The 20693-nt window shown below is 69.4% G+C and carries 21 protein-coding genes; 16 read left to right on the forward strand and 5 right to left on the reverse strand.

The features are described 5' to 3' along the window. Both CFP71_RS39965 and CFP71_RS39970 read right to left on the reverse strand, forming a co-directional pair. Positions 1-916: DUF5667 domain-containing protein (locus CFP71_RS39965; RefSeq protein ID WP_143267253.1), on the reverse strand; the 916-nt coding region annotated here is incomplete at its 3' end. 110 nt (positions 917-1026) lie between these two features. Continuing rightward, positions 1027-1725, reverse strand: a complete 699-nt coding sequence (locus CFP71_RS39970; protein WP_093939088.1) for a sigma-70 family RNA polymerase sigma factor — start codon at positions 1723-1725, stop codon at positions 1027-1029. 293 nt (positions 1726-2018) lie between these two features. Between CFP71_RS39970 and CFP71_RS39975 the strand changes: the two genes are divergently transcribed. The 8 genes from CFP71_RS39975 to CFP71_RS40010 all read left to right on the forward strand — a co-directional run bounded on the left by CFP71_RS39975 (position 2019) and on the right by CFP71_RS40010 (position 10915). Then, positions 2019-3503, forward strand: a complete 1485-nt coding sequence (locus CFP71_RS39975; protein ID WP_093939089.1) for an AMP-binding protein — start codon at positions 2019-2021, stop codon at positions 3501-3503. Between the two features lie 10 nt (positions 3504-3513). After that, positions 3514-3750, forward strand: a complete 237-nt coding sequence (locus CFP71_RS39980) for a glutaredoxin family protein (RefSeq protein ID WP_038520134.1) — start codon at positions 3514-3516, stop codon at positions 3748-3750. Between the two features lie 58 nt (positions 3751-3808). Beyond that, positions 3809-5344, forward strand: coding sequence for a molybdopterin-dependent oxidoreductase (locus tag CFP71_RS39985; protein WP_093939090.1), 1536 nt, complete (start codon positions 3809-3811; stop codon positions 5342-5344). 396 nt (positions 5345-5740) lie between these two features. Next, positions 5741-6568, forward strand: a complete 828-nt coding sequence (locus tag CFP71_RS39990) for a redox-sensing transcriptional repressor Rex (RefSeq protein WP_378274646.1) — start codon at positions 5741-5743, stop codon at positions 6566-6568. Positions 6569-6570: 2 nt separating this feature from the next. Further along, positions 6571-7875 (forward strand): glutamyl-tRNA reductase, encoded by a 1305-nt coding sequence (locus CFP71_RS39995; protein ID WP_093939092.1) that lies wholly within the window; start codon positions 6571-6573, stop codon positions 7873-7875. 7 nt (positions 7876-7882) lie between these two features. Continuing rightward, positions 7883-8830 (forward strand): hydroxymethylbilane synthase, encoded by a 948-nt coding sequence (gene hemC, locus CFP71_RS40000; protein ID WP_167406445.1) that lies wholly within the window; start codon positions 7883-7885, stop codon positions 8828-8830. Between the two features lie 60 nt (positions 8831-8890). After that, positions 8891-10423, forward strand: a complete 1533-nt coding sequence (locus tag CFP71_RS40005; RefSeq protein WP_093939093.1) for a bifunctional uroporphyrinogen-III C-methyltransferase/uroporphyrinogen-III synthase — start codon at positions 8891-8893, stop codon at positions 10421-10423. Between the two features lie 126 nt (positions 10424-10549). Continuing rightward, positions 10550-10915 carry a hypothetical protein gene (locus CFP71_RS40010; protein ID WP_244200010.1) on the forward strand — a complete coding sequence of 122 codons (366 nt, stop codon included), beginning with the start codon at positions 10550-10552 and terminating at the stop codon, positions 10913-10915. Between the two features lie 362 nt (positions 10916-11277). Here CFP71_RS40010 and CFP71_RS40015 read toward each other — a convergent pair whose 3' ends face one another. Beyond that, positions 11278-12549 carry an Nramp family divalent metal transporter gene (locus CFP71_RS40015; RefSeq protein ID WP_378274648.1) on the reverse strand — a complete coding sequence of 424 codons (1272 nt, stop codon included), beginning with the start codon at positions 12547-12549 and terminating at the stop codon, positions 11278-11280. 165 nt (positions 12550-12714) lie between these two features. Between CFP71_RS40015 and hemB the strand changes: the two genes are divergently transcribed. After that, positions 12715-13686, forward strand: coding sequence for a porphobilinogen synthase (gene hemB / locus CFP71_RS40020; RefSeq protein WP_093939096.1), 972 nt, complete (start codon positions 12715-12717; stop codon positions 13684-13686). A gap of 53 nt (positions 13687-13739) precedes the next feature. Here hemB and CFP71_RS40025 read toward each other — a convergent pair whose 3' ends face one another. After that, a complete protein-coding gene (locus CFP71_RS40025; RefSeq protein ID WP_093939097.1) occupies positions 13740-15272 on the reverse strand; it encodes an outer membrane protein assembly factor BamB family protein in 1533 nt (510 codons plus the stop codon). Between the two features lie 87 nt (positions 15273-15359). Between CFP71_RS40025 and CFP71_RS40030 the strand changes: the two genes are divergently transcribed. Genes CFP71_RS40030 through CFP71_RS40040 form a run of 3 tightly spaced genes read left to right on the forward strand, consistent with a single transcriptional unit; the run spans position 15360 to position 16715 of the window. Next, positions 15360-15911: a hypothetical protein gene (locus CFP71_RS40030; RefSeq protein WP_093939098.1), complete on the forward strand. Its 552-nt coding sequence runs from the start codon at positions 15360-15362 to the stop codon at positions 15909-15911. Then, complete coding sequence (locus CFP71_RS40035; protein ID WP_093939099.1) at positions 15908-16363, forward strand: hypothetical protein; 456 nt, start codon at positions 15908-15910, stop codon at positions 16361-16363. Before CFP71_RS40030 ends, CFP71_RS40035 begins: the two co-directional genes overlap by 4 nt. Continuing rightward, the gene (locus CFP71_RS40040) at positions 16341-16715 is read left to right on the forward strand and encodes a hypothetical protein (protein ID WP_093939100.1); all 375 of its coding nucleotides are present in this window, start codon (positions 16341-16343) and stop codon (positions 16713-16715) included. Before CFP71_RS40035 ends, CFP71_RS40040 begins: the two co-directional genes overlap by 23 nt. On the opposite strand, the gene CFP71_RS40045 is transcribed toward CFP71_RS40040, so the two are convergent. Further along, entirely contained in the window at positions 16712-17203 is a 492-nt protein-coding gene (locus CFP71_RS40045) for a TspO/MBR family protein (protein WP_093939101.1), read from the reverse strand. The two genes, CFP71_RS40040 and CFP71_RS40045, sit on opposite strands and share 4 nt — an antisense overlap. A 122-nt stretch (positions 17204-17325) precedes the next feature. Here CFP71_RS40045 and hemL point away from each other — a divergent pair, with 122 nt between their 5' ends. The 4 genes from hemL to CFP71_RS40065 all read left to right on the forward strand — a co-directional run bounded on the left by hemL (position 17326) and on the right by CFP71_RS40065 (position 20658). Beyond that, positions 17326-18630, forward strand: coding sequence for a glutamate-1-semialdehyde 2,1-aminomutase (gene hemL / locus CFP71_RS40050; protein ID WP_093939102.1), 1305 nt, complete (start codon positions 17326-17328; stop codon positions 18628-18630). Then, positions 18627-19259 carry a histidine phosphatase family protein gene (locus CFP71_RS40055; RefSeq protein WP_093939103.1) on the forward strand — a complete coding sequence of 211 codons (633 nt, stop codon included), beginning with the start codon at positions 18627-18629 and terminating at the stop codon, positions 19257-19259. Before hemL ends, CFP71_RS40055 begins: the two co-directional genes overlap by 4 nt. After that, a complete protein-coding gene (locus CFP71_RS40060; protein WP_093939104.1) occupies positions 19256-19837 on the forward strand; it encodes a TlpA family protein disulfide reductase in 582 nt (193 codons plus the stop codon). The genes CFP71_RS40055 and CFP71_RS40060 overlap by 4 nt, the downstream gene beginning before the upstream one ends. A gap of 149 nt (positions 19838-19986) precedes the next feature. Continuing rightward, positions 19987-20658: a rhomboid family intramembrane serine protease gene (locus CFP71_RS40065; RefSeq protein ID WP_093939105.1), complete on the forward strand. Its 672-nt coding sequence runs from the start codon at positions 19987-19989 to the stop codon at positions 20656-20658. Positions 20659-20693: the final 35 nt, after the last annotated feature.

The following is a 20693-nucleotide window of genomic DNA, read 5'->3' on the forward strand; positions in this document are numbered from 1 at the left end:
CGCCGGACGACGGCGGCGGCGCCGAGCTCGGCGGCGGCGAACCGGCCGGCGCCGACGACGGCGGGGTGGACGTCATCGGTGGCACGACGGCGTCGGGGGAGCCGGGGCCGCGGACGCAATCACCGGCGGCCGGGACGGCGCCCAGGTCGTCGGACGAGCCCGTGGTGATCGTGTAGCAGACCAACCGCGAACCGAGATCCGTCGTGCGCGTCTGAACCTTGTCGAGCAGGACACGGGCCGCGGCGAATTTGTCGCGGGCCTCGGCGGGCGCGTAACCGACCTGGAGGCCGAGCCTGTCGGACTGCTGCCGCGCCCAGGTGCGGAGTTCGGTCAACCGGGTCTGGCCGCCCTGATCGGTGACGAGCGCCGTCAGCTGCGAGACGCCGGCCCGCAGGTCGGTCTCGAAATCGGCGAGGCCGGTGAAGTACGCCGCGGTGGGCGCTTCCTGCCGGGTGAGTTCGTCGAGTTCGCCGACACGGTTCGCGGCGAACTCCAGATGCTTCTTCGCCTTGTCCCGCTCGTCGAACGTGAGCCCGAGCGCGGCCGATTCACCCGCTCGTTTGATGCCGTAGAGCGGATCGCCCGGCAACGCGTCCTTGGACAGCAGCAGGGTGATGCCGCCCAGCGCGAGGACGAGGGCGACGGCGGCCGCGGCGAGATTGGCGACGGTGTGACCACGGCGCTTCGGCGGTGCTTCGGCTTCGGCGAGACGTCCGGCGATCTCGTCGCGGATCCGCTGCCGGGTCTCCGCGTCAGGAGCGCCGCCCGCACCCAGTTCGCGCAAACCGCCGACGAGCGCGAGTTCGTGCGCGAACTCGTCGTCTCCCGGACTTCCGGTGCCGACAGTGCCGTCGACAAGGTCCGCGAAGCGGTCACCGGCCGCCCGCTCACGCGCGAACCATCCCGGCACGCCCACGGCGAAGTCTCCATCTGATCAGCCCGGTCCTGACCACCGGTCTGGCAGTGAAAACGAGCGGAGACGCCCAAGGGTTACGGCAAGGCCCGGTGGGAACCAAATATGGAACTTTAACGCAGTCCCGTGGGCAGAAGTTGTGCCAAACGGCGTACCGCCCGGTGCTGAAGGGCCTTGATGGCGCCTTCGTTGCGCTTCATGATCGCCGCCGTCTCGGCGACCGAAAGTCCCTGCATGAACCGCAGCACGATGCACTCGCGCTGGTCTTCGCCGAGTTCGGCGACGCAACGCAGCAGTTCGGCGCGGGTGGCGCGGCTGATCGCCTGCTGTTCGGGCCCGGCGACGGCCTGCACGCCGACGTTCCCGATCGGCGCCCCGTTCGGCTCGGCGACCTCGTCGGTGACGACCTCGAGGCGGAACCGGCTCGACTTCACGTGGTCGAGGATGATGTTGCGCGCGATCGTGACGAACCAGGCGCCGACGTCACGCCCCTGGTAGCTCACCGAGGTGATGCGGCGAAGCGCGCGCAGGAAGGTCTCGCTGGTGACGTCCTCGGCGAGGTCCCGGTCGCCGAGACGGAACAGGACGTAGCGGTAGACGACGTCGACGTAGCGGTCGTAGAGCCGTCCGAAGGCGGACGTGTCGCCGCCTTGCGCGGCGCTGACCAGCTCCCAAGCCTCGGCCTTCGCGGCTTCGGCGGCGGCGTCGTTCTCTTCGACCTTGGGCCGTGCGGACGGCGTGGCGGGGAAACCGCTCCGCCGGAGGATGTGGCCCGCCAGCATCGAGACGGGGTTCGGCGCGGGAAGAGTCACGCGGTACCTCCCGTTCCGGGCAGAGAAGACCGGCCCGCATGTCCCACCGCCGCGTGGGCCTGCAAGATCTGCACGTCCGGACTCCTTTTCTCACCATCGAGTGATCAACACCACTCGACGATGCCCAGCAGCATACGTGTAGTTACCGCGAAGTAGGTAGCGGTGCCGGGGTTACGGAACTGCGACGAAAGCGAGTGACACCCATGACGGTGGCCGAGATGACAAACTGGCAACGCCGTTCACTCCAGGGAAGAGGTTCGCAGTTGAGCGCGGAGCAAGTTGCCGATGCAAGTGTGCCCACCTTGCTCGCCGAGGCCGCCCGGCAGTGGCCCGGCAAGCTGGCCGTTCAGGAGACCGGCGGCGGGGTCACGCTGACCTGGGCGGAGCTCGACGACGCCGCCCACGCGCTGGCCCGCGCCCTGCTCGACGCGGGAATCGAGCGCGGCGACAGGGTGGCTTTGCGGCTGCCGACGTCGGCCGCCTTCGCCGTCTCGCTGTTCGGGGCGCTCCGGGCGGGCGCGGTGGTCGTCCCGATCTCGCCGCAGGCCCCGGTGGCGGAGCTGACCGGACTGCTGGAACACAGCGGCGCGCGGCTCGTCCTCGAACGCGAAGCGACCGAGGAACTCCCCGATGGAGTGACAAGCCTCTCACCGCCTGTTACCTCGGATGGAGCAGCCGAACCGGTCGACGCGGCCGGTGCCGGTGAGGACATCGCGGTCATCTCGTACACCTCCGGCACGACCGGCCCGCCGCGCGGCGTGATGCTGTCTCATCGGGCGCTGCTGGCGAACCTCGACCAGCTGAGCAGGATCGTCCCGACACCGCTCGTGCACGGCGACCGCGTACTCATCACCATCCCGTTGTTCCACGTCTACGGCCTGGGGCCCGGTCTGTTGCAGACCACGTCGGTCGGCGCGACGGCGATCCTGTCCGAACGGTTCCTCGCCGAACGGACTCTGGCCGACTGCGCCGAGTACCGGGTGACCTCGATCGCCGGCGTGCCCGCGATGTACGCCGAGTTCGCCGCGATGGACGCCGACGAGCTCGGCCAGGGCCTGTCCACCGTCCGGCGGATGACCTCGGGCGCGGCGCCGCTGCACCCCAAGATCCTCACCGCGCTCCGCGGCGCCACCGGGCTGGACGTCTACGAGGGCTACGGCCTCACCGAATGCGCGCCCGTGGTCACCACGACCCTGGTCACCGGCTACCCGAAGCCGGGTTCGGTCGGGCGGCCGCTGCCCGGCGTCGAACTCCGGCTGGTCGACAGCGACGGCGACGCCGAACCCGTCCCGCTGGACCCGGACGACCTCGGCGACGCCTTCGACGAGGACGGCGGCACCGGGCTGGTGTCGATCCGCGGCGCGAACCTGTTCTCCGGCTACTGGCCCGATGGTTCGCACGGTCCCGGCGAGGACGGCTGGTTCCGCACCGGCGACGTCGGCTACCTCGACACCGACGGCGACCTGCACCTGGTGGACCGGGCCAACGACCTGATCATCGTCAACGGCTTCAACGTCTTCCCGCACGAGGTCGAGAACGTGATCTCGATGCTGGACGAGGTCGTCGAGGCGGGTGTGGTCGGCGTCGTCGACGAGCGGACCGGCGAAGCGGTGAAGGCCGTCGTCGTCCCCGCGCCGGGCGCGTCGCTCTCGGAGCAGCAGGTCGTCGAGCACTGCGCGGAGCATCTGGCCGGGTACAAGGTGCCGCACACCGTCGAGTTCGCGGAGTCGCTGCCGCATTCGGCCACCGGGAAGCTCCGGCGTTTGCGCCTCAGGTAAGGATTGACGCATGGCGCACCACGTGACCGTCATGACCCGCACGGGTTGCCACCTGTGCGAGGTCGCGGAACAGGACATCGAGCGGATCTGCGGCGAGCTGGGCGTCGCCTGGTCGGCGCAGGACGTCGACAGCGACCCCGAGTGGCGGGCCGAATACGGCGACCGGGTGCCGGTGATCCTCGTCGACGACGCCGAGCACGGTTACTGGCGCGTCGAAGAGGACAGGCTCCGGAAAGCACTGGCGTAACACACCCGTAAGGGGCGATCGACCGACCTTCAGGCGGTTTCGCTCCGAAGATGGAGTCGTGGACGACGAACGCAGGCTCACCTTCGGCCAAGCCGCTCTGACCGGACTTCTGGCACTCGTGGCGGCCCTCGGCGTGGGGCATCTCGTCGCGGGCTTCGTCGGGTACACGGCCTCGCCGTTCGTCGCCGTCGCGAACTTCGTCATCGACCACAGCCCGCACGCGGTCGTCGCCTGGGCCGAGCAGACGCTTGAGACCTGGGACAAGGTCGTCCTCAAGATCGGCCTGGCCGTGGTGCTGGTGCTGTTCGCGCTGCTCGCCGGGCAGCTCTCGCGGAGCAAGCCGCTGTCGGGCCAGGTGCTCGTCGGCGTCCTCGGCGCGGCGGGCGTCGCCGCCGTCTACGTGCGCACCGACCTCGGGCAGGTCGCGCTGCTGGCGCCGGTGGCCGCGACGGTCGCCGGGCTCGCCGTCTTCACCCGGCTGCATCTGTTCTTCCGCCCGAAGGTGTTCTTCGACGACCGCGAAGGCGAGGGGCCGGATAGGCGGAAGGTGCTGGTCACCGGTGTCTCCGTCGCGGCGGGCGCCGGTGTCGCCGCGCTGGTCGGGCAGATCGCCGGGACCAGGAAGAACGCCGAAGACTCGCGCGCCGCCGTCGGCAGGCTGGTCCCGGCCAGGACCGCGCCGCCGGTCCCGCCCGACGCGGACTTCGTGAAGTTCGGCACCCCGCCTTACCTCACTCCTTCGAAGGATTTCTACCGGATCGACACGGCTCTCGTGGTCCCGCAGGTCCGGACCGAAGACTGGAGCCTCCAGATCCGCGGGATGGTCGACCGCGAGGTCACCTATCGGTATGACGACATCCGCTCGCGGCCGCTGATCGAACGCGACGTCACCCTGTGCTGTGTCTCCAACGAGGTCGGCGGTCCGTACATCTCCAACGCGCGCTGGATCGGTGTCGACCTGCGCGACCTGCTGCTCGAAGCGGGTGTGAAACCCGGCGCCGAGCAGATGTTCGCGACCAGCGTCGACGGCTGGACCTGCGGAACCCCGGTCGAAGCCGCCTTGGACCCCGCTCGCGGCGCGATGCTCGCGATCGGCATGGACGGCGAGCCGCTCCCGATCGAGCACGGCTTCCCCGCGCGGATCGTGATCCCCGGGCTGTACGGCTACGTGTCCGCCACGAAATGGGTGACCGAACTGGAGATCACCACGTGGGAGGAGCGACGGGCCTACTGGCTCGACCGCGGCTGGGGCCGCGAAGGACCGGTGAAGACGCAGTCGCGGATCGACGCGCCCGGCTCGGCGGTGAACGCGGGGAAGGTCGTGGTGTCCGGGACCGCGTGGGCGCAGCACACCGGCGTCGCGAAGGTGGAGGTTCGGGTCGACCAGGGGCCGTGGAAGGAGACCGTCCTGTCGGCGGAGACGTCGAAGGACACCTGGCGGATGTGGTGGACCGAGGTCTGGGTCGGCCCTGGTCAGCACGAGATCGCCGTCCGGGCGACGGATCAGTCGGGCTACACGCAGACGCAAGAGATCGCCGGAACGGTCCCCGACGGCGCCACGGGCTGGCACAAGGTAACGGTCAACGCGCGCTAGATGCGGGCTTCGGTCACTGTCGTGAACCGGGGCTTTCGCGTGACTGGCTGGACGACACGCTCACCCCCAGGGCTCGCCACGTGCCGTCCACCCCGTCACGCGTGTCGTCCCCGCAATCACCCGTGTCGTCCATTTGAGCACGTGAGACCGTGCGACCGCAGGTGCCTGAGACTCGGTTGGCTCCACGAATCGCCAGTCACGATCCACGCGCCTGGGCACTGTGGGGTGCGTCATCCCCTCTACCTGTGACTTTGTGCCTGCGTTCACAAGTGGCTACCGTAGATACGTCGCCACCGGAGCGCCCGGCATCGAACCGGACTCAGCGCCGCGGGTCAAGAGCCGATTTCCAGGTTCGGGCGAATCATGTCGTCAGCAGGACCAGAGGAGCGGACAAGCGTGGTGTCGCAACGAGGCCGGCGCACCCGGGTGACACCGGACGCCGACAACGCGCCCACCGCGGAGATGCCCGCCGTCGAGGCCACCGCCGAGCCGGAAGCGGCCCGCGCGAAGTCGATCCCCGAGGCCGCCGTCGCCCGCCTCGCCGTCTATCTCCGTGTCCTCTCCGGGCTTGCCGAGCAGGGCGCGACGACGATCTCCAGCGAAGAGCTCTCGCAGGCCGCGGGCGTCAACTCCGCGAAACTGCGCAAGGACCTGTCCTACCTCGGCTCCTACGGCACCCGCGGCGTCGGCTACGACGTCCAGGTCCTGGTCAGCCAGATCGAGCGGATCCTCGGCCTGACCCGCAAGCACAAGGTCGCCGTGGTCGGGATCGGAAACCTCGGGCACGCGCTGGCCAACTACGGCGGGTTCCCCGGCCGCGGCTTCCCGGTCGAGGCGCTGTTCGACCTCGACCCGGATCTGGTCGGCGTCCCGGTGGGCGGGCTCCCGGTGTCGCATCTCGACGAGATCCCCAAAGTCTGCGCCGAACGGGAGATCTCCATCGGCGTCATCGCCACTCCGCCCACCGCCGCGCAGTCGGTCTGCGACCGGCTCGTCGCAGGTGGCGTGCAGTGCATCCTGAATTTCGCCCCGGTGGTGCTGCAGGTTCCGGCACATATCGAGGTGCGCAAGGTCGACCTCGCGGTCGAGTTGCAGATCCTGTCGTTCCACGTCGCTCGCCGCGCGGATCTGGCCGCTAATGGCAATGGCGGAGGAGACAGTGGCCCTGGGGGCGCCGAGAATGGCAGCGTGAACGGCCACGGCAATGGAATGGTGGTGCGCTGAAAATGAGCGTGTTGGCGGTCGGGCTCTCGCACCGCAGTGCCGAGTTGAACACCCTGGAACGCGTCGCGGTCCCCGCGACCGACGTGACCAAGGTGCTCCACGAACTTCAGCAGGCAGAGCACGTCAGCGAGGCGATCCTGGTCTCTACCTGCAACCGCATCGAGGTCTACGCCGTCGTCGAGACCTTCCACGGCGGCCTGAACGACGTCTCCGACGTGCTCGCCCGCCAGGCCGGGATGCGGCCCGCGGACCTCTACGACTCGCTGTACGTGCACTACGCGGGCGCCGCGATCGAGCACCTGTTCTCGGTCACCTCCGGGCTGGACTCGATGGTCGTCGGCGAGACGCAGATCCTCGGCCAGATCCGGTCCTCCTACGCCACCGCGCGTGAGGCGGGGACCGTCGGCCGCACGCTGCACGAGCTGATCCAGACCACGCTGCGCGTCGGCAAGCGCGTCCACTCCGAGACCGGCTTGGACAAGCTGGGCGCGTCGGTCGTGTCCGAAGGGCTGGCCGCCGCGGGCGACCTCGCCGGGAAGCACGCGCTGATCGTCGGTGCCGGTTCGATGGGCGCGCTCACCGCGTCCCACCTGCGTAAATCCGGGATCGGCGAGATCACCATCGCCAACCGCACCGAGGCGAGGGCCGCTCGTCTCGCCGCCGCGAGCGTGGAGCAGGGCGTGCCCGCGAAGGCCGTCCAGATGAGCGGGCTCGCGGCCGCTGTCGCCGAGGCCGACGTCGTCGTCTGCTGCACCGGCGCGAACGACGCGGTGTTCACCGTCGAACACGTCCCGGCCCGCGCCGGGCGGCCGCTGATCGTCTGCGACCTCGGCCTCCCGCGCGACGTCGACCACGACGTCGCCGAACTGGCCGACGTCACCGTCGTCGACCTCGAGACCATCCAGCGCCGCATGCGCGAAGCGGGCACCCCGACCACCGAACGCCAGACCGCGAAGGCCACCGGCATCGTGCTCGACGAGGTGCGCGAGTACCTCGCCGGTCAGCGCAGCGCCGAGGTCACCCCGACGGTCACGGCGCTGCGGCGCCGGGCGGCCGAGGTGGTCGACGCCGAGCTGCTGCGGCTGGACAACCGCCTGCCGGACCTCGAAGCCGGGGTCCGCGAGGAGGTCGGCCGCACGGTCCGCCGCGTGGTCGACAAGCTGCTGCACGCGCCGACGGTGCGGGTCAAGCAGCTGGCCGCCGAGACGGCCGACACCGATTACGCCAACGCGCTGCGTGAGCTGTTCTGCCTCGACCCGCAGGCACCCGCCGCGGTGGCGAGTCCCACCGCAACGAAAGACGAGTGATCATCCAGTGAGCAGAGTCATCCGCATCGGGACGCGCGGCAGCAAGCTCGCCCTCGCGCAGACCGGCACCATGGCCGACGCCCTGCGCGCCACCGGGGCCGAGGTCGAGCTCGTCACCGTGACGACCCCCGGCGACAAGTCGTCCGCGCCGATCCCGACGATCGGGGTCGGTGTCTTCACCTCCGCGCTGCGCGAAGCCTTGCTGCGCGAAGAAGTCGACGTCATCGTCCACTCCTACAAGGACTTGCCGACGAAGCCGGAGCCGGGCATCACGCTCGCCGCCGTGCCGCGCCGCGAGGACCCCCGTGACGCGCTGATCGCCCGCGACGGGCTCACTCTCGGTGAGCTCCCGCCGGGTTCGACCGTCGGCACCGGCTCGCCGCGACGCACCGCGCAACTGCGCGCGCTCGGTCTCGGTTTGGAAATCGTGCCGATCCGAGGCAATATCGACACCCGCATGCGCAAGGTGAGCGACGGAGAGCTCGACGCCGTCGTCCTGGCGCGTGCCGGACTGGCCAGGATCGGCCGGGCGGAGGAGATCACCGAGACCCTCGACCCGATCCAGATGCTGCCCGCTCCCGCGCAGGGTGCGCTGGCGGTGGAGTGCCGGACCGGTGACGTGGACATCGAGCACCTGCTCGGATCCACAGTGGACGATGAAGGCACCCGTGCCGTGGCGACCGCCGAGCGGGCGTTGCTCGCGGCGCTGGAAGCCGGGTGCAGCGCACCGGTCGGAGCGCTGGCGGAGATCGTCGAGGACCTGGACGCCGAAGGGCGGGTCGTCGAGCGGATCTCGTTGCGGGGCACCGCCGCCGTCGAAGGGGACGGGGACGCGGTCGACATGGTGCGCGCTTCCGCGCTCGCCGACAAGCATGAAGCCGAACAGCTCGGCCGGACACTGGCCGCCGAGCTGCTCGACCTGGGGGCGGGCGCGCTGTCCGGCCCCGCCCAGTGAGTCAGAACGTTGAAGGTAGGGCCGCGCTCGACTGCGGCCGCTCAAGAGGAGAACGCACAGATGACCCCCGCGCGTAAGACCACCGGGCGTGTCGCCTTCGTGGGCTCGGGCCCCGGTGACGCCGGTCTGCTGACCGTCCGCGCTCAGGAGCTGCTCGCCAAGGCCGAGGTCGTGGTGACCGACCCGGACGTCCCTTCGGGCGTCCTGGCCCTCACCGCCGAGGGCGCCGAAGTGCGCCCCGCCGTCGGCGAGGCCACCGAGGTCGCCAAGGACCTGGTGAACGAAGCCAAGGCAGGACGGCTGGTGCTCCGGCTGATCGCCGGTGACCCGCTGACCCAGCCCGCCGTCGTCGCCGAGGTGCAGGCCGTTTCCCGGACCAGCGCCGTGTTCGACATCATCCCGGGCGTCTCGCCCGGTGCCGCCGTCCCGGCGTACGCCGGTGTCGCGCTCGGCGGTACGCACACCGAGGTCGACGTCCGCGGCGACGTCGAATGGGCCGCACTGGCCGCCACCCCGGGCCCGATCGTGCTGCACGCGACGTCGGCGCACCTGGCCGAGGCCGCGTCCGCGCTGACCGAGCACGGACTGGCGCCGACCACCCCGGTCGCGGTGACGTCCAACGGCACCATCAACACCCAGCGCACCCTGGACACCACGCTGGCCACCGTCGCGAACGAAGCGGGCGAGCTCGTCGGCCCGCTCATCGTGACCATCGGCCAGGCCGTCGGCCAGCGCTCGAAGCTGTCGTGGTGGGAGTCGCGCGCGCTGTACGGCTGGAAGGTCCTGGTGCCGCGCACCAAGGAGCAGGCCGGTGAGATGGCGGAGCGGCTTCGCGGCCACGGCGCCACCTCGCACGAGGTCCCGACCATCTCGGTCGAGCCGCCGCGCAGCCCCGCCCAGATGGAGCGCTCGGTCAAGGGCCTCGTCGACGGCCGCTACCAGTGGATCGTCTTCACCTCGACCAACGCCGTCCGCGCGGTGTGGGAGAAGTTCGAGGAGTTCGGCCTCGACGCCCGCGCGTTCTCCGGTGTGAAGATCGCCTGCGTCGGCGAGTCGACCGCCGCGAAGGTGCGCTCGTTCGGCATCATCCCCGAGCTGATCCCGGAGGGCGAGCAGTCCTCGGAGGGCCTCCTCGCCGAGTTCCCGCCGTACGACGACGTCCTCGACCCGGTCGACCGCGTGCTGCTGCCGCGGGCGGACATCGCCACCGAGACCCTGTCGGCCGGCCTGCGTGAACGCGGCTGGGAGATCGACGACGTGACGGCGTACCGCACCGTCCGGGCGGCCCCGCCGCCAGCCGAGACCCGCGAGATGATCAAGACCGGCGGTTTCGACGCGGTCTGCTTCACCTCGTCCTCGACCGTGCGGAACCTCGTCGGCATCGCCGGCAAGCCGCACACCCGCACGCTGGTCGCGTGCATCGGCCCGAAGACCGCGGAAACCGCCGTGGAGTTCGGGCTGCGGGTCGACGTCCAGCCCGAAAAGGCCGACGTCCCGCACCTGGTCGACGCGCTCGCCGAGCACGCCGCCCGGCTCCGCGCCGAAGGTGCGCTTCCGCCGCCGCGCAAGGCGAAGCGGGCCCGTCGCTCCTGATTCGTGAAAAAGCCCCCTTCCCGCGGCCATGCGGGAAGGGGGCTTTTTCGTTCCTTAGTGAGAAGTTATCGCGCGCGTCGCGGCGGGGCGTAGCTTCGTGGCTTCGACAATCACTGGGGAGTGATCATGAAGTCTCTCGCACGGGCCGCCACCGTCCTGGGTGCGCTGGCTCTTGGTTCCGCCGCACTCGCCGGCACCGCGGCCGCGGCTCCTGTGTCTTTCGAGGTGTGCAGTCCGCTCGGCTGCGCGGCGCAGAGCGTCCGGGGCACCGTGGATCGCGGGGAGGTGCTCGCGACGCTGACCGACAATTCGCGGGTTTCGACGCTCGTCGCGCAGTTCATCGCGTACCCGCCGCCCCAGACCACCATCGCCGAAGTCGACGATGGGGTGTTCGAGGTCGTGGCCTGGGTGTCGAGCGATTGGAAGCAGTTGGCGGTGAAGGCCTGTGCCGGCTTTTTCGACTGCAACAGCAAGACCATCATCCGGCGGTAAGGGACGCGACCTTCGCGTGCCGTCCGCCCAATCACGCGTGCCGTCCGCCCAGTCACGCGTGTCGTCCGTCTGGTCACGCCAAACCGCCCGACCGAAGACAGTTACTGGGCCGAAAGTCAAAGGCGTCAGGTGAGATGGTGAAGTCCGTGAAGGCCTCCTTTCCTACTTTCAGGGTAGGGAAGGAGGCCTTCACGGCACGGCCCCGGTGAGAGAGCGTTGCGAAAGCCACTTTCGCAACCTTCAACGTTGTGAAAGTCCCTTTCGCAACACTGAGCGCCGGACTGCACTGGGCCGCCGAGAACACGCCACCTTTGCCGTACCCCCAGCGAAGACACGGTCGGCTCTAGCCGTCCTCGACCCGCTCACGAGAAGAACTTCACGACCTCCGTGTACGCCAGGTACGCGAACATCGCCAGGCACACGCCCAACAGCCCATTCGAGACCCAGCCGGACCGACCTTCCCGCGGCACCCGCGAAGTGTTCAGCAGCACCAGCAACGTCGCCGCCAGGAACGGCATGAACAACGCGCCCAGCACGCCGTAGATCACGGTGAGCTGGAAAGGCTGGTCCAGGAACAGCAAGGCCATCGGCGGAAAAGTCAGCCACAGCACGTATCCCCGGTACGCGACACTGCGTTCCCCGGCCTTCTTTTCGTACGTCTCAACGCTTTCCGTCGTGTTCCCGGGCAGCCGCAGAATGCGCCACCAGTCCGCGAAGAGCAGGCTCACGCCGTGCCAGACGCCGATCACCGACGTGAACGAGACCGCGAAAAAGCCGATGAGGAAAGGAATCCGTGCCCATTGCCCGTAATCGGCGGCGAGGGTGTCGCCGAGGAACAGCAGGCCCTTGTCGCCCGAGATGATCTTCTGGCCCAGCAGCAGTTCCGCGCCGACGATCAGCATCGCGATCACGAAGATCCCGGTCATGACGTACCCGACGGCGTTGTCGGTGCGCATCATCGGCAGCCACTTCGCCGAACGCCAGCCCTTCGCGAGCGTCCAGTAGCCGTACGCCGCCATGGTGATCGTGCCGCCGACGCCACCGACCAGGCCGAGGACGTAGACGAGCGAGCCGTCGGGCAGGGTCGGGACGGCGCCCTTGAACAGTTCGGCGAAGTCCGGGACGACGAGGACCGCGGTGCCGACCACGGTCACGAACATCACGCCGGTGAGCACCGTCATCAGCTTCTCGATGATCGCGTAGCGGCCGAACCACACCAGCGCGAAGCCGAGCAGGCCGCAGATCATCGCCCAGTACCGCACCGGAAGCGCGGGGAAGAGCGCGTTCAGCGGCAGCCCGGACGCCGACATCGCGGTCGCGCCGTAGACGAAACCCCAGATCACCGCGTAGATCCCGAAGTAGATCAGCGCCCAGACCCCGAGTGTCCGCCAGCCGGCGAGGATCGTCCGGCCCGACGTCAGATGCCAGCGGCCGACGGCTTCGGCCAGCGCGAGTTTGAAGATCGTCCCGACGAGCACCGCCCACAGCAGCGTGTACCCGAAGCGCGAGCCCGCCACCATGGTCGCGACGAGGTCGCCCGCGCCGACCCCGGTCGCCGCGGCCATGATCCCGGGTCCGACCTGGCGCAGCCGTGCGCGCCAGCCGACGGGCGGTTCTTCCAGTTGGTCGGTCACCGTTGAACTCGACATGCGGTGGAACGTAACCCGCGTCACACCTGGAGCAAAACGGACGAACACGACTCTTTACCGTCTCTTAGGGAAGGTCGCCCGACCGGACCAATGAACCGTTCACCGCGCCTGCGGACCGGTTCTCAAGCGGGTCGGAGTACCGTCGTAGAGGTGTTTCCTGAGCATCGTCCCCGCAGGCTCCGTACCACTCCGGCCATGCGCAGGCTGGTCGGTGAGACGTCGCTGCGCCCGCGCCAGCTGATCCTCCCGATGTTCGTGGCCGAGGGCATCGACGCGCCCCGCCCGATCTCCAGCATGCCGGGGGTCGTCCAGCACACCCGTGACACGCTGCGCAAAGCCGCCGTCGACGCGGTCAACGCCGGTGTCGGCGGCCTGATGCTGTTCGGCATCCCGGCGACGCGGGACGCGGAAGGCTCCGGCGCGATCGACCCGGACGGCATCCTCAACGTCGCCCTGCGCGACCTGAGGTCCGAGCTCGGCGACGCGACGGTCCTGATGGCCGACACGTGCCTCGACGAGTTCACCGACCACGGCCACTGCGGCGTACTCGACGCCGACGGCGGTGTCGACAACGACGCGACCCTGCGCGTGTACGCGGAGATGGGGCTGGCCCAGGCGGAAGCGGGTGCGCACCTGCTCGGGCCCAGCGGCATGATGGACGGCCAGGTCGGCGTCATCCGCGCCGCGCTCGACCGCGCCGGGCGCACGGACACCGGGATCCTCGCCTACTCGGCGAAGTTCGCCAGCGCGTTCTACGGCCCCTTCCGTGAGGCTGTCGACTCGCAGCTGAAGGGCGACCGGAAGACGTACCAGCAGGACCCGGGCAACGTCCGCGAAGCGCTGCGCGAGATCGAGCTGGACATCGCCGAGGGCGCCGACATGGTCATGGTCAAACCCGCACTGTCCTATTTGGACGTCATCAGGGCGGCGGCCGAGGCGTCGCCGGTTCCGGTGGCGGCGTACAACATCTCGGGCGAGTACGCGATGGTCGAGGCCGCAGCGGCGAACGGCTGGCTCGACCGCGAGCGCACGATCGTCGAGGTGCTGACCTCGATCCGCCGCGCGGGCGCGGACATGATCCTCACCTACTGGGCCGCCGAAGCCGCCGCCTGGCTGGACTGAGTCCCGTACAGCCGAAAAGGGCCCCTTCGCGATGAAGGGGCCCTTTCGTATGGCTACTCGGCCTGGAGCAGGAACACGTCCACGCTGAGGTCCGACCATCGGCCCGCCACGGCGTAGACGCGATCGTCGGCCCACAGGTACCGGTAGAACCCCGGGATCGGCCCGGTCTCGTCCTGTTCGGAGTTCCTGACCTGGGCCTCCAGGAACGGCGTCACCTTCCCGTCCGCGAGGGCGATCTTGACCGTTCGCTGGGGTCCGGTGGTGGACACCGGGCCGACCTGGGCGAGGAGCAGGCCGTCCACGATCTTGATCGGCGCCTGGATCGTGCCCTCCGGAACCGACGCCGACCAGGTGCGCCGCCCGGTGTTCAGGTCCACCGCGACGAGCTTGTTCACCTCGCCGCCGATCGTCCTGGTCGGGGTGTAGAGGACGCCGTCGGCTACGACGGCGGCACCCGGATGGTGCTCGGTACCCGAGGTGCTGTGCCCGAAGCCCTGCGAGGTGACGCCGTCGAGTTCGTCGGGGGAATTGGGCTTGCCACCGTCGATCTTCGACTTGAGCTTCAGGTTGTCGTCGAAGAGGAAGTAGGTGCCTTGCTCGGTGTTGGAACCGTAGGCGAGCACAGGCTTCACCGACAGGAGACCGATCCCGGAGACCGAGTAACCGTCGTGGGGGACGCTGTCCTCCAGTTCGACGTTCCCGGTCGCCGGGTCGATCTGGAGCGCGGTGACCGAGAAGTCGCCGGTGAGGCAGCTCGCCACGACGATCGCCTTGCCGTCCCGCGGCATCATGTCGTGCCCGGCGCAGGTGTCCTCCCCGTCGGCCTTGCGGGAGAAGGTCTTCGTCCACTTGATCGCGCCGGTGGCCAGATCCAGTGCCGCGTAGCCCTGGTCCGCGGTGACGAACACGACGTCGCCCATGATCTGCGTGACGACGGCTTGGACCGTGGTCACCCGATCCTGCATCTTCTGCGGGACGGCCATCGGCACCTGCCAGCCGAGCTTCCCGGTCTTGAGGTCGAGGACGGTCGCGTTGTCGCAGCTCCCGTCCTCACTGCCGGCCTTCGCTTTGCCGAAGGCGAGGACGACCTTGCCTTCGGCCGGCTCGACCCCGGTACCGCAGAAGACCTTGCCGCCCGGCGCCTCGACCAGCCAGCGCTGCTTGCCGTCCGCCCTGGTGAACGCGGCGACGTACTTGTCGCGGACGACGACGAGGTCGTCTTCGTGCAGCCAGGTGGTGATGCCGTTCTTGTAGGCCGGGACGTCCTTCTTCGCTCCCGACAGTTCCCATTTGACCTTCGGCGGCCCGGCAGGCTGCCCGGAGGCAGGCGGTGCCGCCTGCTCCTGAGCCGGGTCTCCTCCGCTCAGCGCGATCGGCACGACCACCGCGGCGGCGGCCACGATGACGATCAGCGGGATCAGCCAGAAGAGGAACTTCTTGTTCTTGGGTGGCGGAGGAGGTGGCGCCTGCCGCGGGGAGCCGTAGTGCGGCCGCTGTCGCCATCCCTGGTGCTGTGGAGGTTGCCAGTGCTGATGCTGCTGCCGCGGCGGCCAGTGCTGTCCGCCGGGCTGAGCCGGTGTGGTCATGCGCTTCCCCAGTTGCTTGATGATGTTCGAGCGCAAGCTACCCGGGCGGAACCGCTCTGGCCTGCGGAACCACGTAGGCTGCCGTTCGTGACCGACAGCAAAGCGGGCGAAACGGACGACGAGCGTCGCAAGCGGGGGAGGGCGCCCGATCCGATCCTGCCTGGTCAGACGCCGCCGAAGATCGCGGTGCCGAAGCCGGTCGCCATCTCGTTCTGGCTGTGGATCCTCGCCGGGGTCGTCCTGGTGGCGGGGCAGATCGCCCTGCTCGTGCTCAAAGACGAGCTGACCGCGGGGATCCTCGATCAGATCAAGAAGAACCCGGTCCCCGGCCAGCCCGCGGATCCGGCGCTGGTCGCGTCCGGCGTGACCACCCTGCTGTGGATGCTGTTCGGTGGCGCCGTCACCTTCGCCGTCCTGTTCGCGTTGTTCGCGTACAAGGCCCGCGAGGGAACGCGATCGGCCAGGACGGTCCTCACCGTGGGTGCGGTCTTCCTGGTGCTGGTGGAGCTGCTGATCCTGCGCGGTTCGCTCAACGTGTTCCTGCTGGTCTCCACCCTGCTGGTGGCGATCGCGCTGGTCCTGATGTACCTGCCCAGCGTCTCCGACTTCTTCCCGAAGATCGGACGCGAGTTGCGATGACGTCCGAGCCGGCTCTCTACGGCGAACCCGGCGTCGGCTGGACGGCGTTGCTCTGGGCACCGTTGTTCGCCGCCGCCGGGCTGCTCGCCGAGCTGGCGACCGGCGGCCCGGTCCACTGGCTCGCCTGGATCCTGGTCGCGGTGGGTCTGGTGGCGATCACCGTGCCGTGGGTCTACGCCCGCCGCCGGTATCTCTCGCTCGAAGTCACTCCCGACGGCTACCGGCAAGGCCGGGAAATCCTGGAGGCGGCGCGGATCACCGAGGTCATCGAGGACGAGGAGACGCCGATCGGGTCGCGGGTGCTCGGCGGCGGCTGGACGATCCCCAAGAAGCACGGCGAGGTCGGGTTGAAGCTCGACGACGGTGTCTACGTCCGCGCCTGGGCCAAAGACCCGGACGCCCTCCGCGAGGCTCTTCGGGATTTGGTGCGTGCTCGCACCACAGAGTCATGAGAAACTGCTCACCGTGATCGACCTTCCTCAGCCGACCGGCGCCGATCTGTGGCCACCGGAGGACACCCGGCCGGCGGCCCGGCTGCACAAACCCCTGCGCGCTCTGGTGGGGGCCGTCGAGCTGATCCTCGCCGCGCTCGCGGTGTGGGGCGCCTTCGCGTGCTGGAAGGCCGGTGTCGTCCCGGTCGTGATCACCTACAACGAGACGACGACGCTGGAATCGCAGCGTTACTTCGGCGGTCCGCTCGCGGGCGCCATCGGGCTGAGCGTGCTGGCCGCGATCCTCGTCGTGGACGCGATCCGCCAGTTCCTGCTCGCCGTCCGGGCCAAGGGCCGCAAACCCAAGGATTAATTGAGCCAGACGACGGCGGCGTTGACCGCGGTCGAGAACAGCAGCCACAGCAGATACGGCACGAGCAGCCAGGCCGCGAGCTTCGACCGGCGGGCGAACTCCATCATCGTGATGGGCACCACGAAGTCCAGGACGACGACGTCGGCCAGCGCCAGGACGTGTGCGCTGCCCGCGAAGAACAGTGGTGTCCACAGCAGAGTCAACAGCAGGCAGAGGCCGTAGAAGGCGAAGCCGCGCGTTTCGCCGTCGGTTCGCCAGTAGCACCAGCCCGCGACGGCGACCAGGAGGAGCAGCGCCGACCACACCGGGCCGTAGAGCCAGCCCGGCGGCGCCCACGACGGGCGGGCCAGCAGGTTCTGCGCTTCCGAGCGGGTGGCCACGGCGAGCGCGGCCACCGCCCCCACGATCGCGGACAGGGCGATGAATCCGGTCAGGGCCTGCCAGCGCAGGCGACGGTGGTGGGTCGGCGGAGACGGCACCATGGACACGGGGATTCCTCCGCGAGGGTTTCGACGGGAGTGCTTCCCACCCTAGTGGGCCTGGTCACGCCGTGCCCGGAACCGCGACGCCTCGGCGGCGGGTGTCATCGAGGATTTGCGAGACTGGGGGCGTGACTACCGGAGTCGATCAGTCCAAGGCATGGTTCGAACGAGCGAAGGCCGCGGTCCCGGGCGGGGTGAACTCCCCGGTGCGGGCCTTCAACTCCGTCGGCGGCACCCCGCGGTTCATGGTGCGCGGCGAGGGTCCGTATCTCTGGGACGCCGACGGCAACCGCTATGTCGATCTGGTCTCCTCGTGGGGGCCGATGATCCTCGGGCACGCGCATCCGGACGTCGTCGCCGCGGCGCGCGATGCCGCCGTCAACGGGCTGTCGTTCGGCACCCCGACGCGCGGTGAGGTCGAACTCGCCGAGGAGATCATCGGACGCGTGGAGCCGGTGGAGCAGGTCCGCCTGGTCAACTCCGGCACCGAAGCGACGATGAGCGCGATCCGGCTGGCCAGGGGCTTCACCGGCCGGTCGAAGATCATCAAGTTCGCGGGCTGCTACCACGGTCACGTCGACGCGCTGCTCGCCGAAGCGGGCTCCGGCGTCGCGACCCTCGGCCTCCCGACGTCGCCCGGCGTCACCGGTGCGCAGGCGGCCGACACGATCGTCCTGCCCTACAACGACCTCGACGCGGTCCGGAAGTCCTTTGTGGACAATCCGGAGTCGATCGCCGCGATCATCACCGAAGCCGCCGCCGGCAACATGGGCGCCATCGCCCCGGCCGAAGGCTTCAACGCCGGGCTCAAGGAGATCGCGCGCGAACACGGCGCGCTCCTGATCATGGACGAGGTGATGACCGGGTTCCGCGTCTCGAAGGCGGGCTGGTTCGGCCTCGACGGCGTCGCCGGCGACCTCTACACCTTCGGCAAGGTGATGTCCGGCGGGCTGCCCGCCGCGGCCTTCGGCGGCCGCGCCGACGTGATGGCGAAGCTGGCCCCGGGCGGGCCGGTGTACCAGGCCGGGACGCTGTCGGGGAACCCCGTCGCCGTCGCCGCCGGACTCGCGACGCTGCGCGCGGCCGACGACGCCGTGTACGCGGCCCTCGACGCCAACGCGAAGCGGCTCGGCGACCTGTTCGACCGGTCGCTGACTGAAGCGGGCGTCGCGCACACCGTGCAGTACGCGGGCAACCTGGTCAGCGTGTTCTTCAGCGAGAACCCGGTGACGAACTACCCGGGCGCGCAGGCTTCGGAGACCTGGCGGTTCCCGGCGTTCTTCCACGCGCTGCTGGACAACGGCGTGTACGGGCCGCCGAGCGCGTACGAAGCCTGGTTCGTCAACGCGGCCATGGGCGACGCCGAATTCGAGATCATCTCCTCCGCGCTGCGCGTCGCGGCTCGCGCGGCGGCCGAGGCGGTCCAGGCGTGAGCGAGACGACGATCGTGCACCTGCTCCGCCACGGTGAGGTGCACAACCCGGACAAGATCCTGTACGGCCGCCTGCCCGGCTTCAAGCTCTCGGACCGCGGCCAGCGCCAGGCGCTGACCGTCGCCGAGGCCGTCGCGACGCACGACATCACGCACGTCGTCGCTTCGCCGCTTCAGCGCGCTCAGGAGACCGCGGCGCCGATCGCGGCCGCGCACCGGCTCGACGTCGCGACCGACGATCGGCTCATCGAGGCGGACAACCAGTTCGAGGGCGAGCGGGTCGCCGTCGGCGATGGCGCCCTTCGCCAGCCGAAGCACTGGCCGAAGCTGGTCAACCCGTTCCGGCCGTCGTGGGGTGAGCCGTACGTCGAGATCGCGCACCGCATGCTCGGCGCGATCCACCGGGCCCGGCGGGCGGCCGAGGGCCACGAGGCGCTGTGCGTCTCGCACCAGCTGCCGATCTGGACCGTACGGCGGTTCCTGGAGGCGAAGCGGCTCTGGCACGACCCGCGCAACCGGCAGTGCTCGCTCGCTTCGCTGACCAGCCTGGTCTTCGAAGGCGAGGAACTCGTGCGGATCGTCTACAGCGAGCCCGCCGGCACGACCGACCCGAAGGTGACGGGGGCATGAAACGCGCGCTGGCGGCCATGGCGGTGCTGCTGCTCGTCGTCACGGGCTGCACCACCGGCAAGGACGCCGTCGTCACCGGCGGCACGTTCAACTTCGTGTCGCCGGGCGGGAAGGTCGACATCACCTACGACGTCGCGGACCGCCAGCCGTCGCCGACGCTGTCCGGCGACGACCTGATGAACGAGGGCAAGCAGCTTTCGATCGCGGACTTCCCCGGCAAGGTCATCGTGCTGAACCTGTGGGGCCAGTGGTGCGGGCCGTGCCGCGTCGAGGCGCCGGAGATGCAGAAGCTCTACGACCAGACCAAGGCGTCCGGCGTCCAGGTGGTCGGCATCGACCTGCGCGACAACGACCGTGCCCCGGCACAGGACTTCATTCGGGACCGGAAGCTGACGTACCCGTCGATCTACGACCCGTCGGGGCGGACGCTGCTGCAGCTCTCGGGCTACCCGCGCAACATCATCCCGTCGACGATCGTGCTGGACAAACAGCACCGCGTCGCGGCGGTGTTCCTGCGGGACCTGCTGGCGTCGGACCTGCTGCCGGTCGTCCAGCGCCTGGCCGCCGAACCCGCCTGACCCCTCCCTCTCGCATTTCGTCCTCTGGATGCGGTCCTTGCACGGGCAACTACCGCATTCAGAGGACGAAACGCGATGGTCTGTCGGTCCGAGTGGTTATCCTCCTCGCCACGGCCGCCCGGAAGCGGCTCTGAACTGGGGAGAAGGAAATGACGACCGCTTCGGATGTGCCCAGATCCGGGCAGAGTGACGCCGAGGCCATGATCGCGGAGGCCAAGAAGGCCTTCTGGGTCATGGTCGGCGTGCTCGTGGTGCTCTGGCTGATCCAGATCTACAACGCGGTGGACGGCTACAGCCTCATGTACGAGTACGGGACACGGGCGCGCGAGATCAGCTCGCTGCCGACGGTGCTCACGGCGCCGCTGCTGCACGCCAGCTGGGGGCACATCGAGTTCAACTCGGGGCCGCTGTTCATCTTCGGGTTTCTCGCGGCGTATCGCGGGGTGAAGAAGTTCCTCAGCGTCACGGTGCTGATCGCGGTGCTGAGCGGGCTCGGCGCCTGGACGCTCCACGACTCCGGCACGGTCGGCGTCGGCGCGAGTGGTCTGGTCATGGGGTACTTCGGGTACGTCCTGGTGCGCGGGATCTTCGACCGGCACAAGATCGACATCGTCATCGGGCTGGTGATGGCGCTGTGCTTCGCCTATCAGTTCGCCGGCCTGTTCCCGCAGGACGCCAGGGTCAGCTGGCAGGCGCATCTCTTCGGGTTCCTCGGCGGCCTGATCGGCGGCTGGGTGTTCCGGGACCGCCGTCCCAAGCCCGAGGTCACCGCGCCCGCGTTCCCCACCATCCCGCTCACCCCGCCCGACACCCCCAAGTAGAGCGTTTCGTCCTCTGGATGCGGTCCTTGCGCGTG

Origin of the sequence: Amycolatopsis thailandensis, from assembly GCF_002234405.1 — a bacterium.
Lineage (GTDB): Bacteria > Actinomycetota > Actinomycetes > Mycobacteriales > Pseudonocardiaceae > Amycolatopsis > Amycolatopsis thailandensis.